Below are 22454 nucleotides of genomic sequence, written 5' to 3' on the forward strand. Positions count from 1 at the left end.
TTAGCTTGTTTGGTGACAGTCCCCTATACAATTCAAACACAATTCAGACAAACCCAGCAGGATAAGCTTGTAATGCGCGACTAAAATCAATTATAGAACCCAAAACAGCACCCCCTAGATACAATAATTGTATCTAGTGGGTGCTGAATTCAGAAAGGTTTTTTCAGGCTAATTAATTGAGCCCGAATCTGGCGCATCTATTTTGTTTTCTTCCTCGATTTCTTTACGACGCTTTTGCAAATCGATGTAATCATCAGCTAGGAATTTTGTATCATAAAATATGGACTTTTTGTTCAGCTCTTTATTTAAATTTTCAAAGCCATACTCTTCAGCTAATGTGGGTGTTTTTGAAAATAGATTTACTCCTAATCCCAATCGATCACCTTCGATTTCAGCACCGATACTCGCTAAAATTGTTGGGAATATATCAAGACTTGTAAAGGTACGTAATTTTTCTTTGTCCGGGTTTATTGGTGCATTAATAAACGCATTAAATACAACGCGCGTATAATTATCGGACACTCGTGCTTCATAATATTCATCTGATTGCATACTCTTATGATCCCCCACAAGCACAACTGTGGTGTTCTCATAAAAGCTTTGTTCCTGCAACCATTCCATAAAAGCATCCACTAATTTGGAACTATGTGCATGAACATTTTCGTATTGAGTGGGAAAGTTTTCAGGAGAATCTTTTTCCATCCAACCATCAGGGAAGTGAGTATTAACGGTTAACAATCCGAAGTTAAAAGGCTCGTCCTCCGATGAAAGTTGTAAAATCTCATCCTTCGCCCATTCAAATAAATTACTATCTTCAAAACCCCAAAACACTTTGTCTTTTTCGGTCATGTAATTACGCTCTATTGCTGTCTCAACATCAAAAATTTTATAGTCGCCATGTTTTGTAAAGTATTGATACCTTCCGCCGTATTTTGCTTCTGAGCCAAAGATAAATTGAGAGTTATAACCTTCTTTATGAAGAATATCACCGAGTGTAGTGGCACCACTTAGTAAATTATCACTATTATAATTACCACCACCCACGGATATACGCAATGGGATTCCGGCAGTTGTTGAAACCAAACCACCAACTGTCCAAGTTGTACCGATCGCTGGCAACATTCCACCTAACATTTCTGTATTTGAGAAATTAACATTATCCATTGCTAGTTTTTCAAGCTCAGGCATTACTGAATAACCCCATGCTCCTCCATTTACTTCACTCATCATTGTCGGTTCCATGGATTCCAAATATAATACAATTAAATTTCGTCTCTTTTGTGGAAATGTAATGTTAACATCGTTAGGATCGACATAATTATCTTCAATAAACGTTGAATTGTCATTTAAACTCGAGACATACAAATCTATTTCAGTTGCAAAGTATGCGAATACTAATCCAGCACTTAATACTATAAAAGTATAAATCGATTTTCCTTTTAACGTTTTAAAAACCGGGAAAACTTGGAATTGCTTTTCTTTTTCTTTATATTTCACAACTACACTATACCGCTTATTTCGAGAATATAGCGGAAATAACATAATCGCTAGAAGGATGATGTACATGAAATACTGACTCTTGATAAAATCTGTAACAACTGAAAAGTTTGCACCTTCTAAACCTGTTGCAATATAAAACAAAATTTCGTTTATGTAGTCGCTGCCGTATACATTTACATAATAATTTGCGGCCGTGATAAGCAATGCGCTAAATCCAATAATCAACACTAGAAAGATATAAAAAATTCGATTAATCATCTTTATTAGTAACCTTCAATCTATAACTCATATTTAGTTCGATAAAAAGTATAATATGACTGAAAAGAATCGCTAGAAATACGCTTGCAAAAGAATACTTTAGTGTAAATATTGAATCGTCATAAAAGCTCCATCTGTCTAATTCACGAAAATAAATCGCGACAAAATAAAGAGTTCCATGAACAGTAATGGCAAGAATAGAAAAGACACCAATAATTGAAATGAAATCTCGTTTGCCACCCATTAAACTATACCAATAGACACCCACAAATAATGGGAAGACTATTGCTAGATATTCATTTAATAACACTTTATACCTCCTATGTATACCCTTTTGACCTTTAACAGTTGTCCTTTTAATAAAGATAAAAAGATGTTAATGCACAACTCTATTTATTCATGATACCAGTTTCGTTCAATTTTTGATAGACACATCCGTTTTTACTAAGGGGTGCCTGTGACCACACAATTTGAAAAAGTTTCCGAGTTGTGTTGAATTCAAGCTAGGAACGTATCTCTATTAATAAATACAAAAATGCCAAGCAAAATTATTTATTTGCTTGGCATTAATGATCGGGTAAGAAATCAGTTTTTCAAGTTATAAATGAATATGCCGAAGTGAATGCGTTGAATGCTTTCATTCGGACGGAACGTACCGTCAGTATATCCATTTGATACGTTGTTCGCTACAAGAGCTTGTATATAGTTATAAGCCCAGTCTGTTGTTTTGATGTCAGTAAAGGGTTTAGTAGTCGTCCCTTCTAATTTAAAAGCTTCGACTAGAACCTTGGCCATTTGTGCCCGTGTAATTGTATCATTTGGTGCAAAGTATTTACCGCCATCTTTACCAGAAATAATTCCGGCATTTGCTACACTGGCAATCTCTTTATAGTATAAGTGTGTCTTTGGAACATCTGAAAAACCTGGGTCAGTCACTGTTGTTGTATCCAGTTTCAACAGACGACTTAAGATGACCATTGCGTGTTCTCGACTCAATGAATCTACGGGGCGGAACGTATCGTCTCCGAAACCATTGATAATCTTATTTTCTACTAAGTAATTTAGTTCTTTTGCATATAAATAGTTTGCAGAAACATCGGTAAATTGATAACTAATTTTTTGTTCGATTTCAACAGGAATTGTGACGGTTTTTGTTCCTAGAGTCACTTCAATGTTTCCTTTTTTATTTCCTGCAGCGTCTGCTTTAAAAACACCATTGGAAGTGATGGATCCTAATTCAGTAGGGACACTCCATCTAAGTTGACTCGGATTGAATACTAATGGAAGACTATTTGCATCCATTGCTTTTGCTTGTAATGTAATTTGCTGACCTGGTTGCACCTTAATACTCGTCGGCGCAACAGTCAAAGTCGTTGGTGCTTCAACAACATTGATGGTAAACGAGTTAAGATTTGTTTCTCCATGATTTATTTGAATGGTTTCAGTACCGGCCTGTGTACTTACTATTTTCAGTCCATTGATTGTGACACCATTTCCTGCTGCTTTTAAATTCACATTCGCTACTGGTAATGGGTTGTAAAATTCATCGAGGACGTAGTTGACCGCGACATTACTTTCGGCACCAACTAAAAGCGTATCGTTTTTAGTAGAAACTGAAAAGTTAAGATGTTTTGGAATGGAAAGTGGGGCAGTACTGACAGCTTGTAATATGGCGGATACTGCACGTTCGCTACCTGCACTAGGTCTATTCGCTAGTGCAATCTGATGTGTTCCGTAAGGACGGTACCCCATAGTTGTTGAACCGCCTCCATCTAAATTCAATGCTCTATCAAATCCAAGACTTGCGATGTAATCAGCGAATTGCATCAAATTCATTCCTTTGCTTGATGAAGTTGAATCAACAGTAATGAAATGTGCTTGTTTTTTATCTTTACTAATTGCAATTGCGCTGCGGGCTGTAACTTCCTTAGCTTTGCTACTCGATGAATTCATAGATAAGTTTCGTTTCCCGTCTTGAACAAGCATTGGTCCACTTGCCATTATGAACTTAGAATCTTGCCACTTGGAATCAATTCCAAGTTTTATCGTTACTTCTTCACCTAGATTCAAAGACTGAAGATTCATTACTTTACTCTGTGCTGCGGATAAAGCGAATCCGTTTTTTGGAATTAAACGCTTACCTTTTGAACCGTAAGGATATATGCCTACGACCTTTCCTGTTAAGGTTTGTCCAAATTCAGTTGACGTTATAGGTAAATCAGATTGAAATATATATTCAACTCCAAATTCGTTCGTCAAAGTATACGGTGAATGATGTTGTGGTGTATAGAGAACCATTTCATCTATTTCACGTTGGCGATTGACACCATCGACAACCATTGTTCGCGTTGGCAGGGTGGCACTGTACTGTGGAGTAAACGTATCAATTTCGGCATTTCCATCTGCCGTGATTCCAAAAGCAATCGGTTTGTTAACAAAGGCATCATTGCTTTTAGAAATAATGCCGCTGTTATAGATTGCATTATCTTTAGCAATTAAATAGATGGGGAAACCATTGTTCATATGATAATAAGCTGCATTAATCGCACCAACAACTCGGTGAGAATTCTCATTTGAATTTAGGGTAGCCAATGAAGTGGTTTTAGCTTTTCCGCCATAAGTTAAAGGCAAGCCAATATCAATCATCGCATAGGGATTCGTCAAATCAACCGAGACGTGATTTATTTCGTGTTTATTAGTTGTATTAAAGTTATATTTGTTCCAAGTTACGCCTGGGGAAAGTGGCTGCGTTTTGACAACACTTTGACTGGCTTCAACATTTTTAAAAGGCATGGACACAACGAATACAATAATTAGTAAAACATAAAAAAACTTTTTCATAACAATCTCCATTTCTTTGTACAGAAGTTTATTCAAAGTCTAGTGATATGATGGAATCTCTTACCATAAAGTAGAAGGGCCTTTTGAATTTGAATCTAAAGAAAACATTCCAACAATAACTATCCATGGCGTTCAGTAGTGAAAAAAGGACAACCAACAAACTATGTATATAATAGTAGAATTAGAGGTCTTCAATTATATATAAATAAACATGTTAAATGTGCTAATTTATCGTATAATGAAGATTAGGCATCATTCCTATCTGTTGAAGATATATTTTCATGCAACAAGTGGGAAATGTTTTGCAGCAAGATGTTCCATTAGAACCAATTATTAACACAAAGCACTAAAAGGAAACATTTTATATGATAAAACGTCATATGAAAGTAGCTACAAAGGTATTCCTTTTGCTGTTCTTCACTAATGATAGCAAACTTCTTATGAAATAGAGAGAACCTTTCGTACGAAATTTGCTATAGTTGTAGCTTTATCTTTTATGAAACATTATGTATACTACTCTAGCCATGGGGTTCATTTGTTGAACCTGTAAATTTACTTGAAAGGAATATGATTATGCAACGTACTTTGGACTTTATAAAATCTAAAGGAATTCTACCTATAATGCTTCTTGTCATATTCACTTTTGCTGCGCTAGCATTGCCAAACAAGATTGCAATCATCTTAACAGGAATTGTTTTTATTTTTTTTGCTTTATGGAAACCATTTGAAAGTCTACTTTACCTACTGATTTATGTGGCAATCCGTCCCTATTTAATCGAAATTAATCCAGGGCTAAAATTGATTGGTGATATTATTACATTCACATTGATTCTCCGCCTACTAGTAAGTAGTAAGTTTAATTTAAAAACATTATTGGCTTTTAAGTGGTTCGAACTAGCTTTCTTTGGATTTCTTCTGTTTGGATCCATTATTGGATGGACAAACGGTGTGGGTCTAATGGCGATTATTTTCCAAGTTCGTACATTTGCTATTATGTATATTATCTACTACTTTATATCGAGAGCCGAGCTACCTGCTAATTGGCAGACTCGTTTTTTATGGACAGGTGTTGCGCTTGGCTGGCTTCTTTCTATCCATGGATTAATAGAAAAGATTTCGCTTCGTCAATTACTGCTTCCTGAGTATTGGAAGTATATGCCATTATCAGCGGAAAATATGGTGCGTATATACGGACTTCCGGGTAATCCGAACTCACTTGCACTCATTATGATGTTCAGCGTTATTGCTGTCATTATCTTGAAAATGTCTGATACTACAAAACAGTATTCGAGGTTTTTAAATACAAGTATTGTTTTATTCCTAGGAATTATGATATTAACTTTCTCAAGAGGAACCTTCATTTCAGCTTTTGTTCTAGCTGCTGTTTATATTTTATTATCAAAACAATTTGTTCTTCTCAAACAGCTAGTGATTGCCTCCGTGGCAGCATTAGTTCTTGTATATATACCCGTGAATGGTGCGATAAAAGTCGTCCAAATATTGGGTGTAGAAGCACCACAAGGAACAGCCGGTAGCCTTACAGATCGATTTGGTCAAGCATTTGACGAGAAAAACATCGAGCGTATGACTTCGAATGGACGGTTGTTTTATTTGAAAAAAGGGTTTGAGATTTGGAATGACTATCGGATTACAGGGGCAGGCTTTGGAACATTTGGTGGTGCGGCAACAATTTCCTATGGTTCACCGCTTTATAAGGACTATGAAATTGACTTATCCATCTATTTCGAGAATAAAATTTACTCGGACAACCAATATATTCAGGTCATAGCGGAAACAGGCGTGGTTGGGGTGGCATTATTTGCGACATTCCTACTTGGTATGCTTGCACTGTTTATAAAAACCTGGAGATCACGTTTTAGCCAGTTTATGATTGCCCTATGGTTATCTACGTTTATATCGGGCGTATTTTATAATATTTGGGAACTCAAAGTGTATACACTACTATTCTTTATGATTTTGGGTATATATGCGTGCCATCAACAATGGTACAAAAACAAGATAACAATCGAATGAATATAGAGCACTGTACTTGAAAGAGTCTTCCAGCCAAGAAAAAAGGCTGGTAGGCTCTTTTTTTATTGTGCGGGTATTGTGTGGGTGACTGTCACCTACACAATTTGGACACTACTCAGAGTTCAGTGAGTTCCGGGCAGCGCAGAACCCGGGTCCTGTTTATTCATTTTGTTGAAAATAAACCATGGTGTTAAGTTAATTACTTAATACGCATAGCACTTTTGTTTTATGTATAATCGCTAGATCATCTACAGGCAATCTTTGATTGAAGAATCATGTAAATCAGATTTGAATATGATACAATAATACTATGAAATTCATAGTAGTTTATGTGAATATTACTTTTAGTAAAGATATATAGGCACCGTTTTCTGACACCAACTGGTCCAATGTAGTAATAAAATGATAGATAGGATGTGATTCAAATGCTTTTCCGATCTAGTAAAAAAAGGAAACTAAATGACTATTTAGAGCAGGAAAAAGATTCCTACCCTAAGATTTTTGAAAATTCGCCTGATATTTTTCTATTCGTTGTGGATTTACAAGGCGTCATCGTGAAAGTCCGGGGAGGCGATAAACCAATTCGGAAGTTTGCCGATCAGATTGTTGGCAAGAAGTATCGAAGCTTTATTCATCAAGAAGATGTTGAAAAAGTTAGAGACTGCTTCCAGAAGGTGTTCAGCGGAGAATCGCACTATGTTGACTATCGCCTGAAAGACAGGAAAAGTGGTTTCAGTCACGTTGATGTTACACTTGTTCCGATTCGATTTGGGGATAACGAAATTATCGGTTTGTATGGATTAACGCATAACATATCTGAAAAACAAGATTTAATTCATGATAATCAACAAACCCATGAACGGCTGGAATCTTTGCTGCATTACGCTGATGAGATTATAAGCATACTGGATTCAGAGGGGAAGATTGTGTTCGAAAGCGCGGCAATTGAGGCCGTCCTCGGTTACAAAGATAGGGAGAATATTGGGAAAAACTATTCCGATTTCTTTCATGCTGAGGACCTTCCACTTATAAATCTTAAATTCCAGGAACTTCTTAAACGACCTAATTCAACGACTATCGTAGAAGGGCGGTTAAAACATAAAAATGGTGAATGGCGAGACTTTAAAATTAGCATGACAAATCTGCTTGAAAATTCGAGTGTTAATGGGGTAGTAAGTAACTTTCATGATGTTACGGAAATCAATAAGCAACAGAGAAAAATACAATATATGGCTTACCATGATCATTTAACTGGACTGCCGAACCGCCGATCATTCGAAGATCGATTAGCGTTAGAAATACGTCTCGCAAATGTTGACGATAGAAAATTTGCGGTCATGGTCCTTAATCTAGACGGATTTAAGTATTTAAATGATTCACTGGGTCATGAAATAGGGGATCTTTTATTAATTGATGTTGCAGAGAAATTAAACAAGAAGTTTTCGCAATACATAGAAATGCTTGCGAGAATTGATGGAGATGAATTTGCTATTTTAACGACACCTCTCCATGATGTTGCTTTAGTTGAAGATATCGCAAAAGAAATCCTCCAAGTGTTTGGGCAACCATTCGAGATTAAGGAATTCAACCTTTTTATTACATCATGCATAGGTATTGGGATTTATCCTGAATCTGGTCAGGATTCAGGTTCATTAATGAAAAATACAGATTTGGCCTTGTATCTTGCAGAAAAGGAAGGTAATAATAATTATCGAATTTTTTCTCCGAATGCGAATATCAGCACGTATAAAGTGTTTTCGTTACGAAATGACCTGCAACAAGCTTTACATAACAATGAATTCGTTATCCATTATCAAACAATTGTTCACCCTGAGACAAAACAAATTGGGAGTGCAGAAGCGCTTCTTCGTTGGGAACATCCCGAATGGGGAATTGTTCCTCCTAATGAATTCATTCCTCTTGCAGAAGAATCTGGGTTGATTATTCCAATTGGCGAATGGGTATTGCGGACAGTTTGTGAAAATTTAAGCATATGGCATAAAGCGGGATATTTTATTCAAGCCTCAGTTAACTTATCTCCTGTGCAGTTTTTCAAAAAAGATTTAGTTGAAGTAATTCATCAAATATTACAAGAAAATGAACTTGATCCCAAATGGCTTAATCTTGAAATTACCGAAAGTACAATGTTAGAATATAAAGAAAAAAATATGGAAAAAATAAAAGAGTTACGTAAGTTGGGTATCCAAATATCAATTGATGATTTTGGTACGGGTTACTCTTCTCTTAGTAGTTTACTAGAAATAAAACCCGATATATTAAAGTTGGATCAATCTTTTATTAAAGGGCTCCCCGTCGATCAAGACAGTATAGAAATTGTCACATCAATTGTTCAGTTGGCGAAAAAACTTTCGATCACGGTCGTTGCTGAAGGCGTCGAAACCATAGACCAGCATACGTTTTTATCGGAACTCCAATGCGATTGGCTCCAAGGGTATTTATTCAGTCGGCCCGTGCCAGAACCCGGTCTACTGAAATTATTAAAAGGGCAATGGGAAACTGAAGATGAAGCTCCCAATACGACAGAGAGAAGAATCTATTTTAGAATTGAATTAGAAAATCCATTAGAGGCCTTCATGACAGTAGCCGAGTTAAATGGGAAAAGCGTTCAATTAGGACAAACTAAAGTATTAATTGAAAATATTGGACCGGGTGGATTGCGATTCATATCAAATATCAAACTGCCGGTAAACGCAGGCATTGTATTAAAATTCCAACTAAAAATTCTTGATGAAGACTTTGTGCTTTATGGGGGAATTGTCCATACTTCGGAAGTGGACGAACTAAATCAATACGGGGTTAACTTCATTCTTGATGAAGAGAAAAGAAGCGATTTACTTAAGCACCTCAATCAGTTTCAGTTACGTTTGAGAAATGAACCCCTTTTAGAAGGGCATTCATTTGTAACAGAACGTCCAGAACGATATTTTAAGAAGAAGTGATAGAGTGAATATTAAATTGAGTGAAAGCAAAACACTTTTTCGGAAGAATGAATCCGAAGAAGTGTTTTTTTGTTGTGCCTTTTATGGTGACAGTCCCCTTTACAATTCTGACACTATTCAGAATTTGGATAGTGCTTGGCACCACAGAAAAGTTCGAAGAAGTGTTTTCTATATTTTCCTTGTAACCTTTACCAGTTCTTTCAGTCTAATCCTATATAGGAAGGGTGATATCTGTGACGAAAAAGATTTTTTTATATGTAGGAATCACAATCTTACTTTTTATGCTGCCGGCTTGTGGCACAAAAAAGAAGTCCGAGAATACATGGGTTTCTAGTGATGTTGAATTTGGAGAACAGGATTATGAAAAGATTACTGCAGCAAATAATGCGCTTGGTTTTCACTTAATTAAAGAAATCGACGGAGATGGACAGAACAACGCATTCATTTCTCCAACAAGTCTACTGATGGCGTTGTCAATGGTTTATAACGGTGCAGATGGGATTACGAAAGAAGAAATCGCGAAAGCGCTGCAAGTAGAAGGAATGGATACCTCGGAGTTAAACAAAGCAAATGCATCTTTGGTATCGATCTTGATGAAAAGCTCTGAAGAAATCCAACTGAATGTAGCGAATTCCATTTGGTTGAATGAAGATTATCATTTTCAAGACGATTTTGCGAAAAACAACAAAGACTATTTCAATGCAGAAATACAAGAAATAAATATACACGACAACGATTCTGTAACGCGTATTAATGACTGGGTAAAGAAATCAACAAATAAAAAGATTGAGGAAATTGTGGAAGCACCACTCGACCCGGACCTCGTTGCAATTCTCATAAACGCAATATACTTTAAAGGGAATTGGACATACGAATTCGATGAAAAACAAACTGAAAAGCGGCCATTTTACTTAGGAGACGGCAAAACAAAAGAAGTTCTGCTCATGTCCTTGCAGAAAAAGCTGAACTATATGGAAAACGATGATTTTCAAGCTGTCCAATTACCGTATGGTGATGGAGAAATGAGTATGAATGTGTTTTTACCGAAGGAAACATCTACTTTGGATGAATTCAGAAAGAATTTAACGAATGAAAACTGGTTGATCTGGGACACTCAGTTTAGTAAGAAAGAAGGAACCATTCTTTTGCCGAAGTTTGAGTTGGAATATGAAATCGATTTAAATGAAACATTGAAGACACTTGGAATGACGTCCGCCTTTAAAAAGGATGCTGTATTCACGAAAATGATTCAAGAAAATGTCCCGTTATGGATCAGTAAAGTGAAGCAAAAGACCTTTATTGATGTACATGAAAAAGGAACAGAAGCTGCTGCTGTTACATCCGTGGAAATGGTGACGGAATCTGCACCGGCGGATCCTCCATTTTATATGGAAGTAAATCGACCTTTCTTTCTAACGATAACCGATGTTAAAACAAATGCGATTCTGTTCATGGGATGGATCTCGGAGCCTTGATTGGTGACAGTCCCCTCCACAACTTGGAAACTATTCAGAATTCAATAAGTGCCTGGTACAATAAAAAAACAGGAGGAAAAAGCGATATGCTTTTTCTTCCTGTTTTATTTTATACAAACAAAAAGATTTACTCAGCCTTCGTTCCGATTTTATCAAGAACAAAGGCGTACAATGCCGCGACTTCCTTTAATTGATTGAAACGGCCGGATTCTCCGAAGTGACCAGCCCCCATATTTGTTTTCATTACGATTATATGGTCGTCGGTTTTCAATTCTCTTAAGCGCGCCACCCATTTTGCAGGTTCCCAGTAACCAACACGCGGATCGTTTAGCCCAGTTGTGATGTACAGATGCGGGTAGTCTTTCTCTTCTACATTGTCATACGGACTGTAGGATTTCATGTAGAAATAGTCTTCGGGTTCCCGCGGATCTCCCCATTCGTCCCATTCCAATGTGGTAAGGGGAATGGTCGTGTCGAGCATTGTTGTAACGACGTCAACGAACGGAACTTCAGGTACAATGACTTTAAATAAATCACCGGCCATGTTGGCGACGGCACCTGCAAGTAAACCTCCCGCACTTCCTCCGCGAGCTGCCAGTTGGTCTGAAGTTGTATATCCTTCATCGATCAAATGCTGAGCTGCTGCGATGAAATCGGTAAACGTGTTTCGCTTATTTTGCATCTTTCCGTCTTCGTACCAACTGCGTCCCATTTCAGAACCGCCTCGCACTTGGGCCGTGACGAATACAACGCCTTTTTCTAATATCGGGAGTCGGTACGGACTGAAATAGGGATCACTGTTCGCACCATAAGATCCGTAGGCCAATAAAATAATTGGAGCAGGTCCATTATCAAGAGCGCCTTCTTTGTACACAAGGTTCAACGGCACTTTTACCCCATCCTCTGCCGTCGCCCAAATTTGCTGTTGACGAAAATCAGAAGGAGTATATTCACCGCTGACAGGAGCGACTTGCAGACACTGTTTTTCACTAGTGATCGGATCGAACGCATACGTTGTTTCGGGCGTTAATAAGGATTCAAAACTGAGCAAGACTTCCTCAGCCTCATAGCTTTGATTGGATACAATCGATACGGAATAAAGGGGTTCATCCCACTTAATTTGCTCCAACTGACCTTCTTTCAGCAACCAGATTTGCGTCAATCCGTTTTCACGACCTGCTACTAATAAATGATTTTGGAACGGATAAATCTCTTGAAGAAAACGATCTTCATTATACACTACGACATTTTCCCGCGTTTGCAGATCGTTGATTGGACAGCGAAGTAACTGGAAATTTACCGCTTTTTCATTGGTCAGAATAAGCAGATCCTCTCCCCAGTGTTCGACATCATATTCGATATTATCCCGACGTGCATCCACTAACTGCAAAGGTGAAAGTGGAGAATCCGCGTCAATTAAACGGATTTCGCTCGACGTTTTCGAATTCGCATGTACAATAATGAATTTACCGCTTTGGGATTTATTCATATAAAGTGTGAATGTCTCATCCTTTTCTTCATAAATCAGCTCATCACTCTCCGCACTACTTCCTAAACGGTGGCGAAATAAACGTGACGGACGTTCAGTATCATCCACGGTAATGTAAAAGATATAGTCACCAGAGCGGCTCCATTCCACACTGCCGTAAATAAATACGTTCGGAATTCGGTCGGGCAAAAGCACACCAGTTTCCATGTTTTTGATGAAAACGGTGTATCGGTCCGTTCCATCCCGATTCTCCAAATATGCAAGAAGTCTGTGATCGGTACTCATTCGCCGAGCAGTAACGCTTAAATAATCACTTTCCATCGAGAGTTCATTCAAATCGAGGACGATTTCCTCAGTTGATTCGGATAAAAGCGCACGACTCATTGCTTTCTTACGTGCGTGGATTGGATATTGCTTCGTTTTATCCAAACGAGAATAGTAGAAATAGGGTCCGTGTTGTACGGGAACGTCTACTTCTGAATCGGGAACTCGGTCCACCATGCCTTGGTAAATTTGTTCCGTTTGTTCCTTAAGTGGTTTCATTACTTCATCGTAGTAGCGATTCTCTTCCTCTACATACTGAGTGACCTCCGGATTTGTTCGATCCTTCAGCCAATAATAGTCATCTTCGCGCACATCGCCATGCAATTCATGAGGATGTGGAATGCGTTTTGCAATAGGTTGCTTCATGTTTAAAAACTCCTTTCATTCGTATGTAACTGAATTCTTTACAAGATGTGGAAAACCCTCTTTTATCACTAGCTTCTTTCTCTTTAATCAAACCTGAACTTCAACTCTGCATTTGAAAGAGGGAACCTATCTCTTCTGTCGAACAAGTAGAGTAACGCTTAAAGAAAGGAAATGATTCGGATGAGCGAAGAAATTGTAGTTTTATCAGATGCTGAAGAATTTTATTATGCTGGAAATGAAATAGGGGTTTTGGTGAGCCACGGTTTTACGGGTACGACACAAAGTATGGCTTATCTTGGAAAACGATTGGCCGACGAAGGTTTCACGGTGTATGGACCGAGACTTCGTGGACACGGTACGACGCCTGAAGATATGGAAACATCTACATTTAAAGAGTGGATTGAAGACGTTGAAGCGGGGCTCGCACGCTTGAAAGAAACGTGCTCTAAGGTATTTGTTACAGGTTTATCGATGGGCGGAACACTTACGCTGTATTTAGCGGAACGTCATCCGGAATTAGCTGGGATTATGCCAATCAATGCAGCAGTAGAAATGTCAGAATTCGAATCGTATTATCTTAGTTTAAAAGGTAAGGAGCGTTTTATTGACGGAATCGGTTCAGATATCAAAGCTAAGGGAATTCAGGAATTAGCGTATGCAAAAACACCTGTTCAATCGATGGGGGAACTCGTTCAACTGTTGAAAGTTGTGCAGAAGGGTTTGGGAGAAATAACAGTACCGGCACTAATACTGTCTTCAAAAGTGGACCATGTTGTCCCTCCGCTAAATTCACAAATCATTTACGAGGATATTCGGTCAGACGTTAAAGAACTCGTGAAATTAGAAGACAGTTACCACGTTGCTACGCTCGATAACGATAAAGAATTCATTGCGGATCAGTGTATTTCGTTCATTCACAAATGTATGGAATAAGAAATAGTGAAAAAGAAGCCTACCTAAGTAATTGAAAATATGTACCTCATACTGTTAATCAACCCCCAGCAGACCTTAATGGAATGCTAGGGGTATTTTGCGTTCAGCGGCTTTATCTGTTTGATGAAAATTGCTATCTGTAATAATTTTAAACAGGCAACAGAGAGTATCAAGACGATTGTTTCCAAATCGCTTCTACAGTGTATTAATACAAATTAGTTTTTCATGATCAAATTTCTTAATAACCTTGCTCAAGAATTTCGATTTCCTTTATAAGTACTAATCTTATATGGTTAAGAAACAGATTAGTCCAACCTTTTCGCTAACTTCTGTGAAAGCGTTTTCGTATGTAATATAAAGGAGAGATTGAGAATGAATGAACAGAAAAATACCCTTTTCAAGTTAATTGATACTATGAAAGATGAATTATTTGAATTAAGTACTTATATTCATTCAAATCCAGAGTTGGGGAACGAGGAATATAAAGCGGTTCACTCAATTACAGAAGCTTTACGTGCAAATGAATTTGAAATAGAAACTGGATTGGCCGGATTGGAGACAGCTTTTAAAGCAACATTTAAAAGTGGTAAGGGAGATTTTACAATTGGTTTAATTTGTGAATATGATGCATTAGTCGAACTAGGACATGGATGTGGTCATAATTTACAACCTTCTTCAATAATTGGCGCAGCGATTTCTTTATCTAAAATGCTAGAGGGTCATTCGGTAACGTTAGAAGTCATTGGTACGCCAGCAGAAGAAACAACTAGCGGAAAAATACCTATGGCACAACAAGGTTGTTTTGACCATTTAGATATCGCACTTATGATGCATGCTGGAGATCGAACGACTGTAGATGGTAGATCTTTGGCGGTTGATAATTTTGTGTTTGATTTTAAAGGAGTAGAATCCCATGCTGCTGTGGCTCCTGAGAAAGGAATTAGTGCACTAGATGGTGTATTAATGACATTCAATGGCATGGAATATTTAAGAGAACATGTTCGTTCGGATGTAAGAATTCATGGGATTATTACAGACGGTGGAATTGCACCAAATATTGTTCCAGGAAAAGCAACTGCCCGTTTTTCTGTTCGAGCATCGGATAGAGAGTATCTGAACGAAGTAGTAAAGAGAGTTCACAATGTAGTACATGGTGCAGCACTTGCTACCGGGACAACTGTAGAAATCCAAAAGGTTAAATCCTTAGAAAGTAAACTTAATGTTCAAAAACTAAACGATGTATTACTCGAAAATGCTAAGATAGTCGGAGCTACAAATATTACACCTCCTAGGGAAAGAACGGGGTCTACTGATTTCAGTATTGTAACCCATAGAGTTCCGGGAGCTTGTATACGAGTTTCATTTGTTCCATTAGGAACTTCGAATCATACGAAAGATTGGGTAGTCGCTTCGAACAGTGAAGAAGGAAACAAAGCAATAGTAACAGCTGCAAAAGTCATTGGAGCTACCTGTCTGGATATTATCTCTTCTAAAGAGTTGCAAGAATCGATTAAAGATGAATTTTTAGCTGCTAAAGAAAACAAAATAATGATCTAATGGAGGACTAAAATGAAAAAACATCTTATAATGACTTTATTAATATCTATCGTATTGGTTTTATCGGCTTGTACAACGACGACAAAACCAAGTGGAACTGGAAATGTAAAGGATGAGAAGAATACATTAAACATTTCCGTTGGCCCGGACTTAATGACTTGGGATATTCATAATCATGTAACTACGACAACGGAAACAATTCATGTAAACGTTTTCGATTATCTATTAATGCGTGATAGCAAAGGGGATATTCAACCCCATTTGGCAAAGTCTTGGAAGCAAGTGGACGATTTAACTTATGAATTTGAATTAAACGATGGTGTCAAATTTCACAATGGTGATGAACTGACGGCTGAGGATGTTAAGTTTACTTTCGAAAGAGTAGCAAACGACACAACACTGAGAAGTCATGGTGACTTTAACGTTATTAGTGAAGTTAAAGTGCTTGATAAATTAAACTTCCAAATTATCACATCAGAACCAGATCCAATGCTCTTAAGTAGAGTATCTAGACAAGCTTCAGGTATACTTCCAAAATCCTATATTGAGGAAAAAGGTTGGAACCATTTTATGGAGTCGCCGATTGGATCTGGACCTTATCAATTTGTAGAATGGAAACGGGATAACCGTGTAGTATTAGAACGCAATGACGACTATTTTACTGGAAAAAGTGGCGATTGGGATGAAGTCGTATTTAGAGCAATCCCGGAAGAGTCTACACGTGTTGCAGAACTTCTAACAGATAGTATTGATATTGTTGCAAACGTACCACCGAGTGACTGGGACCGAGTGAATAATTCGGATAACAGTGAAATCGTAACTGGTTCTTCAAATAGAACGTATATGCTTTTCTTAAGAACACAAGAGGGATGGCCTACTTCAGATGTTAAGGTCAGACAAGCGATTGACTATGCAATAAATGACAAAGCACTTGTAGAAAGTTCGTTGAATAATGGGGGTACACCAACACTTACAAGAATAAATCCAGGAAACTTGGGCGTTGAAGAAGACCTATTTGGGAAATACAATTATGACGTAGAAAAATCAAAGAAGTTATTAGCAGAAGCTGGTTATAAGGATGGACTATCGATTGAATTAGCAGGCCCAACTGGACGCTATTTAAAAGATAGGGAAGTTTTACAATTGGTTGCTGGAATGCTTGAAGAAGTTGGTATTAAAACGGATATGAATCTTCAAAAATGGGGTCCATTTGTAGACTTAAGAGAACAACAAAAACATAAAGATGGATATTTAATAGCACTTGGTTCATCATTTTTTGATGCTGGACAGTCTCTAGAGTATTATGGTACGAAGCGATCAGAAACGATTAATGGGTACAGCAATCCGGAAGTAGATCAATTGCTTGAAGAAGCAGCATCTTCTTTGGATGAAGATTTAAGAATTAAGAATTATAAAGAAATACAAAGAATTGTAGCTGAAGAGTTACCTATTTTACCGTTATTCCAAGTAGATCAGTTTTACGGCGTAAATAAAAGAGTCGATTTGACATCTAGGTTGGACGAACTTTTATACGTTCAAGACATTAAGAAAAAGTAAAAGTAAACGAGGGTGAAACTGCCCTCCTTTTTACTTTTTTAGCTTACTTTAAATGAACGGAGAGGATATAAATGTTTAAGTACTTTGCATTTAGAGTAATGCAGATCCCTTTAGTACTCCTAATTATTTCATTAATGATTTTCATGTTAGTTTATGTCGCTGGTGATCCAGTTGCTATGATGTTGTCCGCGGATGCCACTCCACAAGAAATTCAGCAATTTAGGGTAGCCTTGGGATTTGATCAACCTTTCCATATTCAATTCGGACACTACATAATCAATATGGTTCAAGGTGATTTTGGAACGTCCTATCAATACGGAGTATCGGCATTATCATTGGTGCTCGAGCGACTTCCAGCTACACTTGAACTGGCAATTGCATCCATGGTTATCGCAATTGCAATTGCAATTCCATTAGGGATTCTTTCAGCAATCAGACCCAATTCAATAATTGACTCTATTGCTACAAGCCTATCGGTAGTCGGAAAAGCAATTCCAAACTTTTGGTTAGGAATTATGTTGATTTTAATCTTTGCTGTAAATTTGAAAATTATGCCGGTTTCTGGAACAGGTAGTTGGAAGCATATTGTTCTTCCAGCAATTACACTAGGAACAGCTATGTCAGCGGAAATCACGCGTTTAGTACGTTCCAATATGATCGAAATTCTTCAACAAGATTATATTAGAACAGCAAAAAGTAAAGGACAAAAAAGCATTGTTATTGTTATGAAGCACGCTTTCAGAAATTCATTGGTACCCGTTATTACAATTACTCTTCTTCAAATGGCCTCGTTAGTGGGAGGCTCATTTATTACAGAGATGATTTTTTCATGGCCGGGTGTAGGGCAACTAATCATTCAGGCGGTATATGAAAAAGACTTGCCAATCATTCAAGCGGCAGTGTTTGTAACAGCAATCATTATTTTATTTATGAATTTAATTACCGATGTCCTTTATCGTGTATTGGACCCAAGGATAAAATATAACTAGGGAAGGATTGTGTTAAGTGATGTCACGAAATCCGTTAGAACTGTCTCCCTATAATGTAGATGAAAATGGAATAACTCGGAAGAAAAGTGGTAAGTATAAAAAGTTAAGTTTAAAGTTATTTAGGAGTAAGACAGGAATGCTAGGACTACTCATTGTTCTTACATTATTTTTTGTTGCAACTTTTGCTTCTTTAATTGCGCCTTATAATCCGAATGAAATTAATACTGCAAAATTATTAATCCCACCGTTTTGGGAGACGGGTGGAAGTTTTGTACATGTTTTCGGCACTGATAACCTTGGAAGAGACATCTTGAGTCGATTAATATACGGTTCTCGAATTTCAATCGTTGTAGGTGTAATGTCCGTGCTTGTAGCAGGAACAATTGGTGTGTTTTTTGGACTAATCGCCGGATATTACGGGGGTATTGTGGATAATGTTGTGATGCGTTTAGTAGATGCATTTCTAGCTGTACCAACAATCCTATTTTGTTTAGTATTTTTAACGGTTTTAAATCCAGGTTTAACCACTTTAATACTTGTTATTGGTGTAACGAGTTGGGTGTTGTATGCAAGAATGATCCGTAGTGAAACGTTGAGTTTAAGGGAAAGAGAATACGTCAAAGCAGCACGAACAATGGGTGTATCTAATTTCAATATCATTCGACGTCATATTTTGCCTAACGTATCATCCTCAATTATTGTTATCTCGACATTAAGTATTGCAGGAACAATAATAACGGAATCTTCATTGAGCTTTTTAGGTCTTGGTATACAACCGCCTACAATTTCATGGGGAATCATGTTAAGTGAGGGAAGAGAGTATTTGGCAACAAGTTGGTGGTTGGCGACACTACCTGGTATCGCTATTACAATGACAGTTCTGGGAATCATTTTCTTAGGAGAATGGCTACGGGATGTACTAGACCCAAGATCACAAGGGCTGAAGTCTTAAGGATTGGAGAGTAAAAGATGAGTAATTTACTTGAAGTTAAAGATTTGAAAACCTATTTTTATACTGAAGATGGAGCAGTACCTTCTGTGGATGGTGTTTCATTTACTATGAAAAATGGTGAAACGACAGCACTTGTAGGAGAGTCTGGTTGCGGGAAAAGTGTTACTTCATATTCAATCATGCAATTGGTTAACTTTCCTGGGAAAATAGTTGGCGGGGAAATCCTGTTTGAAGGGAAAAACCTTGTTGGCTTAAGCGAAAAAGAGATGCGGAAAATAAGGGGAAATGAAATCTCTATGATTTTCCAAGAACCTTTAACGTCTTTGAATCCAGTTCTACGCATTGGTTCCCAATTAAATGAATCCTTTATATTGCATCAAAATGCTTCTCGGAAGGAAGCAAAATTGGCAAGTATTAATATGCTGAAAAAAGTAGGCATTCCAAGAGCCGATAAAATATACGATTCCTTTCCACATGAGTTAAGTGGTGGGATGAGACAACGGGTTATGATTGGAATGGCGTTATCGTGCAATCCCAAACTACTCATAGCTGATGAACCAACAACGGCGCTTGACGTAACAATACAGGCGCAAATACTTAGATTAATGAGAGAACTGAAAAGTGATTTTAATACGTCAATTTTATTGATAACGCATGATCTTGGTGTCGTTGCGGAACTAGCGGATAAAGTAATTGTGATGTATGCCGGGCAGGTAGTTGAAGAGGGAGATGTGTTTTCACTCTTTGAAAGTCCGAAACACCCTTATACACAAGGTTTAATTAACAGCACGCCAAAAATCGACAACGATGGAGAAGAACTTATTTCAATCAAAGGGAACGTTCCCACGTCTAGTAATAAACCAACAGGCTGTTTCTTCCATCCAAGATGCCCAAAAGCAATGGATATTTGTCAGTCGAAAATGCCGGATCTTAAGCAATTTGAGGATACAAATAACAAAGTAAGATGTTGGCTATATGAAAGTGAGCAGGAGGTGTAAGAAATGACGAAGCAGAATTTAATAGAAGATGACATATTGGTAATCAATAATTTAAAAAAGCATTTTGCTGTAGGTGGGCAAACGTTTAAAAAGAATAAGGATACATTGAAGGCGGTAGACGGCATAAACCTAAGGGTATCAAGGGGTGAAACACTAGGGATTGTTGGTGAATCTGGATGTGGAAAATCTACTTTAGGAAACTTAATTATTGGTTTGCTTAAACCGACTGAAGGTGAAATCTTCTTTGAAGGTAATGAAATTTCGAAGTTGAATGAAAGGCAGCTAAAAAAATATCGACCTAACTACCAAATGATTTTTCAAGATCCGGTCTCTTCATTAAATCCTAGAATGCGCCTATTTGACTTGATTGCGGAGCCGTTAATTACGCAAAGGAAACTAAGTAAGTTAGAAGTGAAAAGTAGAGTGCGCGAATTGATGAATGATGTCGGATTAGATGCATCATACTTAGATCGCTTTCCACACGAATTTAGTGGAGGGCAACGACAAAGAATTGGGATAGCTCGAGCACTGGCCTTGCAGCCTAAGTTGATCATATGTGATGAACCCGTTTCTGCATTGGATGTTTCGATTCAAGCGCAAATATTAAATTTACTTAAAGAATTACAAGTGAAATACAACCTAACATATGTATTCATTGCGCATGGTTTGCCAGCTGTTAAATATATTAGTGACCGAATAGGAGTTATGTATTTAGGTAACTTGGTTGAGTTGGCCTCAAAAGAAGACCTTTTTAAACGACCAATGCACCCATATACAAGCGGCCTTTTATCCTCATTGCCTATCTCCGAGCCAAGTCAAAGGTTGGAAGCAAAAACAGAAATCATAATAGAAGGCGATATGCCGAGTCCGGTTAATCCGCCTTCGGGTTGTAAGTTTCATACTCGTTGTCCCTTTGCACAGGATTTATGCAAGGAAAAAACACCAGAATTTAAAGAGCATTATCCATCCCACTTTGTTGCATGTCATTTTCCATTGAATTAATCAGTCAGTAGTCATTTTTAATTTCATATAGTTGATGAAATTACTGACTGTAGCTAATTCCAGTGCTGATTCACTATATAGTAACCAAGTTTTTCTATAAATGCTTTGATTGTTCTCATCTTTTAAATCATAAACAAAAAAATGATCATCTTTTGTTAAACAAGATTTCGGTAAAATAGAGTAGCCCAAGTTATTTCTAACCATCTCTTTACACGTTTCGACTTTGTCGAGCTCCATAATTATTAAAGGCGGAGTTTTGAAATTATGATACCACCAGTTATTAACAAGTTCAGATAAAGGGTTAGTTGGTTTTTGAGTTTTCCTTATTAAATTATTTGGTTGGTAGGAGATCATTGGTAAATAAGGCAAGTCACTTATTTCAATTGGATTTTTGGATATAACTGTTACGGGGTCTTCGTTTAACAACTTTTTTTCGCCAATCCAATTATAATTTCCAGTTATAATACCGATTTGGATTTCATTGTTTTCAAGCAATTGAAAAACTTCCGAACTCCAGCCGGTATTTATTTTTATTTGAACTTTATTGTGAATTTCTAAAAATTGTTTTAATAAAGGTGGCAGTTTATATAATGCAAAGTTGCTGGAAACACCAATTCGAATCGTGCCTTTCGAATCTTTTTTTAAAACTTTGAGATGATCTTTCATTTTACTTAATTCAATTAAATGCTTTTTTGAATAATCTAGGAGGTATTGTCCTTCTGGTGTAAAAGAAAACCTATTCCCTACACGATTAATAATTTTTATGTTATATTCTTGTTCAATTTGTTGGACTCGGTAGGTTACGGTTGGCTGGGAAATAAATAGACGCTGTGCTGCTTTAGTTATATTCTGTTCTTCATCTATTGTAATTAAAAGTATGCAGTCTTGCTCTTTCATGACTTATGCTCCTTTATAAAAATTGAAAAACTTTGCACTAGAGATGTAATTATAACATAATTCAAATAGATATCTGTTCAACAGCTTAAAGAACTTGAAAAATTAGAAGAATGTTACCAGGTTGCTACGCTCGATAACGATAAAGAATTCATAGCGAATCAATGCATTTCGTTCATTCACAAATAGCATGGAATAAGAAATAGTGAAATAGAAGCCAACCCAAGTAATTATTGGTTGGCTTCTTTTTCTGGCTCCACTTTTTAGCATTAGGACAATCCACCCATGGCTATTCAATTGAATAAAATAAAAAGACTAATTGCTA

16 protein-coding genes are annotated in these 22454 nt (G+C 37.2%); 10 read left to right on the top strand and 6 right to left on the bottom strand.

The genetic code is table 11. The features are described 5' to 3' along the window. Positions 1-168: 168 nt before the first annotated feature. The 3 genes from ACP8HH_RS03025 to ACP8HH_RS03035 all read right to left on the bottom strand — a co-directional run bounded on the left by ACP8HH_RS03025 (position 169) and on the right by ACP8HH_RS03035 (position 4599). Positions 169-1758: an LTA synthase family protein gene (locus ACP8HH_RS03025; protein WP_438315682.1), complete on the bottom strand. Its 1590-nt coding sequence runs from the start codon at positions 1756-1758 to the stop codon at positions 169-171. Then, positions 1751-2068 carry a hypothetical protein gene (locus ACP8HH_RS03030; protein ID WP_438315685.1) on the bottom strand — a complete coding sequence of 106 codons (318 nt, stop codon included), beginning with the start codon at positions 2066-2068 and terminating at the stop codon, positions 1751-1753. Before ACP8HH_RS03030 ends, ACP8HH_RS03025 begins: the two co-directional genes overlap by 8 nt. A 275-nt stretch (positions 2069-2343) precedes the next feature. Then, positions 2344-4599 carry an S-layer homology domain-containing protein gene (locus ACP8HH_RS03035; protein ID WP_438315688.1) on the bottom strand — a complete coding sequence of 752 codons (2256 nt, stop codon included), beginning with the start codon at positions 4597-4599 and terminating at the stop codon, positions 2344-2346. 573 nt (positions 4600-5172) lie between these two features. On the opposite strand from ACP8HH_RS03035, the gene ACP8HH_RS03040 reads away from it, so the two are divergent. The 3 genes from ACP8HH_RS03040 (at position 5173) to ACP8HH_RS03050 (ending at position 11068) form a co-directional block, all read left to right on the top strand. After that, positions 5173-6633, top strand: coding sequence for an O-antigen ligase family protein (locus ACP8HH_RS03040; protein WP_438315690.1), 1461 nt, complete (start codon positions 5173-5175; stop codon positions 6631-6633). A gap of 425 nt (positions 6634-7058) precedes the next feature. Continuing rightward, a complete protein-coding gene (locus ACP8HH_RS03045; RefSeq protein WP_438315692.1) occupies positions 7059-9593 on the top strand; it encodes an EAL domain-containing protein in 2535 nt (844 codons plus the stop codon). Positions 9594-9826: 233 nt separating this feature from the next. Then, a complete protein-coding gene (locus ACP8HH_RS03050) occupies positions 9827-11068 on the top strand; it encodes a serpin family protein (protein WP_438315695.1) in 1242 nt (413 codons plus the stop codon). A gap of 127 nt (positions 11069-11195) precedes the next feature. Here ACP8HH_RS03050 and ACP8HH_RS03055 read toward each other — a convergent pair whose 3' ends face one another. Continuing rightward, entirely contained in the window at positions 11196-13247 is a 2052-nt protein-coding gene (locus ACP8HH_RS03055) for a S9 family peptidase (RefSeq protein WP_438315698.1), read from the bottom strand. Positions 13248-13427: 180 nt separating this feature from the next. On the opposite strand from ACP8HH_RS03055, the gene ACP8HH_RS03060 reads away from it, so the two are divergent. The 7 genes from ACP8HH_RS03060 (at position 13428) to ACP8HH_RS03090 (ending at position 21235) form a co-directional block, all read left to right on the top strand. Then, positions 13428-14180 (top strand): alpha/beta hydrolase, encoded by a 753-nt coding sequence (locus ACP8HH_RS03060; protein ID WP_438315700.1) that lies wholly within the window; start codon positions 13428-13430, stop codon positions 14178-14180. A 372-nt stretch (positions 14181-14552) separates the two neighbouring features. Further along, positions 14553-15737, top strand: a complete 1185-nt coding sequence (locus ACP8HH_RS03065) for a M20 family metallopeptidase (protein ID WP_438315702.1) — start codon at positions 14553-14555, stop codon at positions 15735-15737. Between the two features lie 12 nt (positions 15738-15749). Continuing rightward, positions 15750-17294 carry an ABC transporter substrate-binding protein gene (locus ACP8HH_RS03070; protein ID WP_438315705.1) on the top strand — a complete coding sequence of 515 codons (1545 nt, stop codon included), beginning with the start codon at positions 15750-15752 and terminating at the stop codon, positions 17292-17294. A gap of 71 nt (positions 17295-17365) precedes the next feature. Continuing rightward, positions 17366-18283, top strand: coding sequence for an ABC transporter permease (locus ACP8HH_RS03075; protein ID WP_438315708.1), 918 nt, complete (start codon positions 17366-17368; stop codon positions 18281-18283). 19 nt (positions 18284-18302) lie between these two features. After that, entirely contained in the window at positions 18303-19235 is a 933-nt protein-coding gene (locus tag ACP8HH_RS03080) for an ABC transporter permease (protein ID WP_438318995.1), read from the top strand. A 17-nt stretch (positions 19236-19252) separates the two neighbouring features. After that, entirely contained in the window at positions 19253-20233 is a 981-nt protein-coding gene (locus ACP8HH_RS03085) for an ABC transporter ATP-binding protein (protein WP_438315711.1), read from the top strand. 3 nt (positions 20234-20236) lie between these two features. Further along, a complete protein-coding gene (locus ACP8HH_RS03090) occupies positions 20237-21235 on the top strand; it encodes an ABC transporter ATP-binding protein (protein WP_438315714.1) in 999 nt (332 codons plus the stop codon). Here ACP8HH_RS03090 and ACP8HH_RS03095 read toward each other — a convergent pair whose 3' ends face one another. Together ACP8HH_RS03095 and ACP8HH_RS03100 are read right to left on the bottom strand one after the other, a co-directional pair. Continuing rightward, positions 21236-22132: a LysR family transcriptional regulator gene (locus tag ACP8HH_RS03095; RefSeq protein ID WP_438315717.1), complete on the bottom strand. Its 897-nt coding sequence runs from the start codon at positions 22130-22132 to the stop codon at positions 21236-21238. Positions 22133-22234: 102 nt separating this feature from the next. Next, complete coding sequence (locus ACP8HH_RS03100) at positions 22235-22399, bottom strand: hypothetical protein (protein ID WP_438315719.1); 165 nt, start codon at positions 22397-22399, stop codon at positions 22235-22237. Between the last annotated feature and the right edge of the window lie 55 nt (positions 22400-22454).

This window comes from Sporosarcina sp. FA9 (genome assembly GCF_051550205.1).
Classification (GTDB): Bacteria; Bacillota; Bacilli; order Bacillales_A; family Planococcaceae; genus Sporosarcina.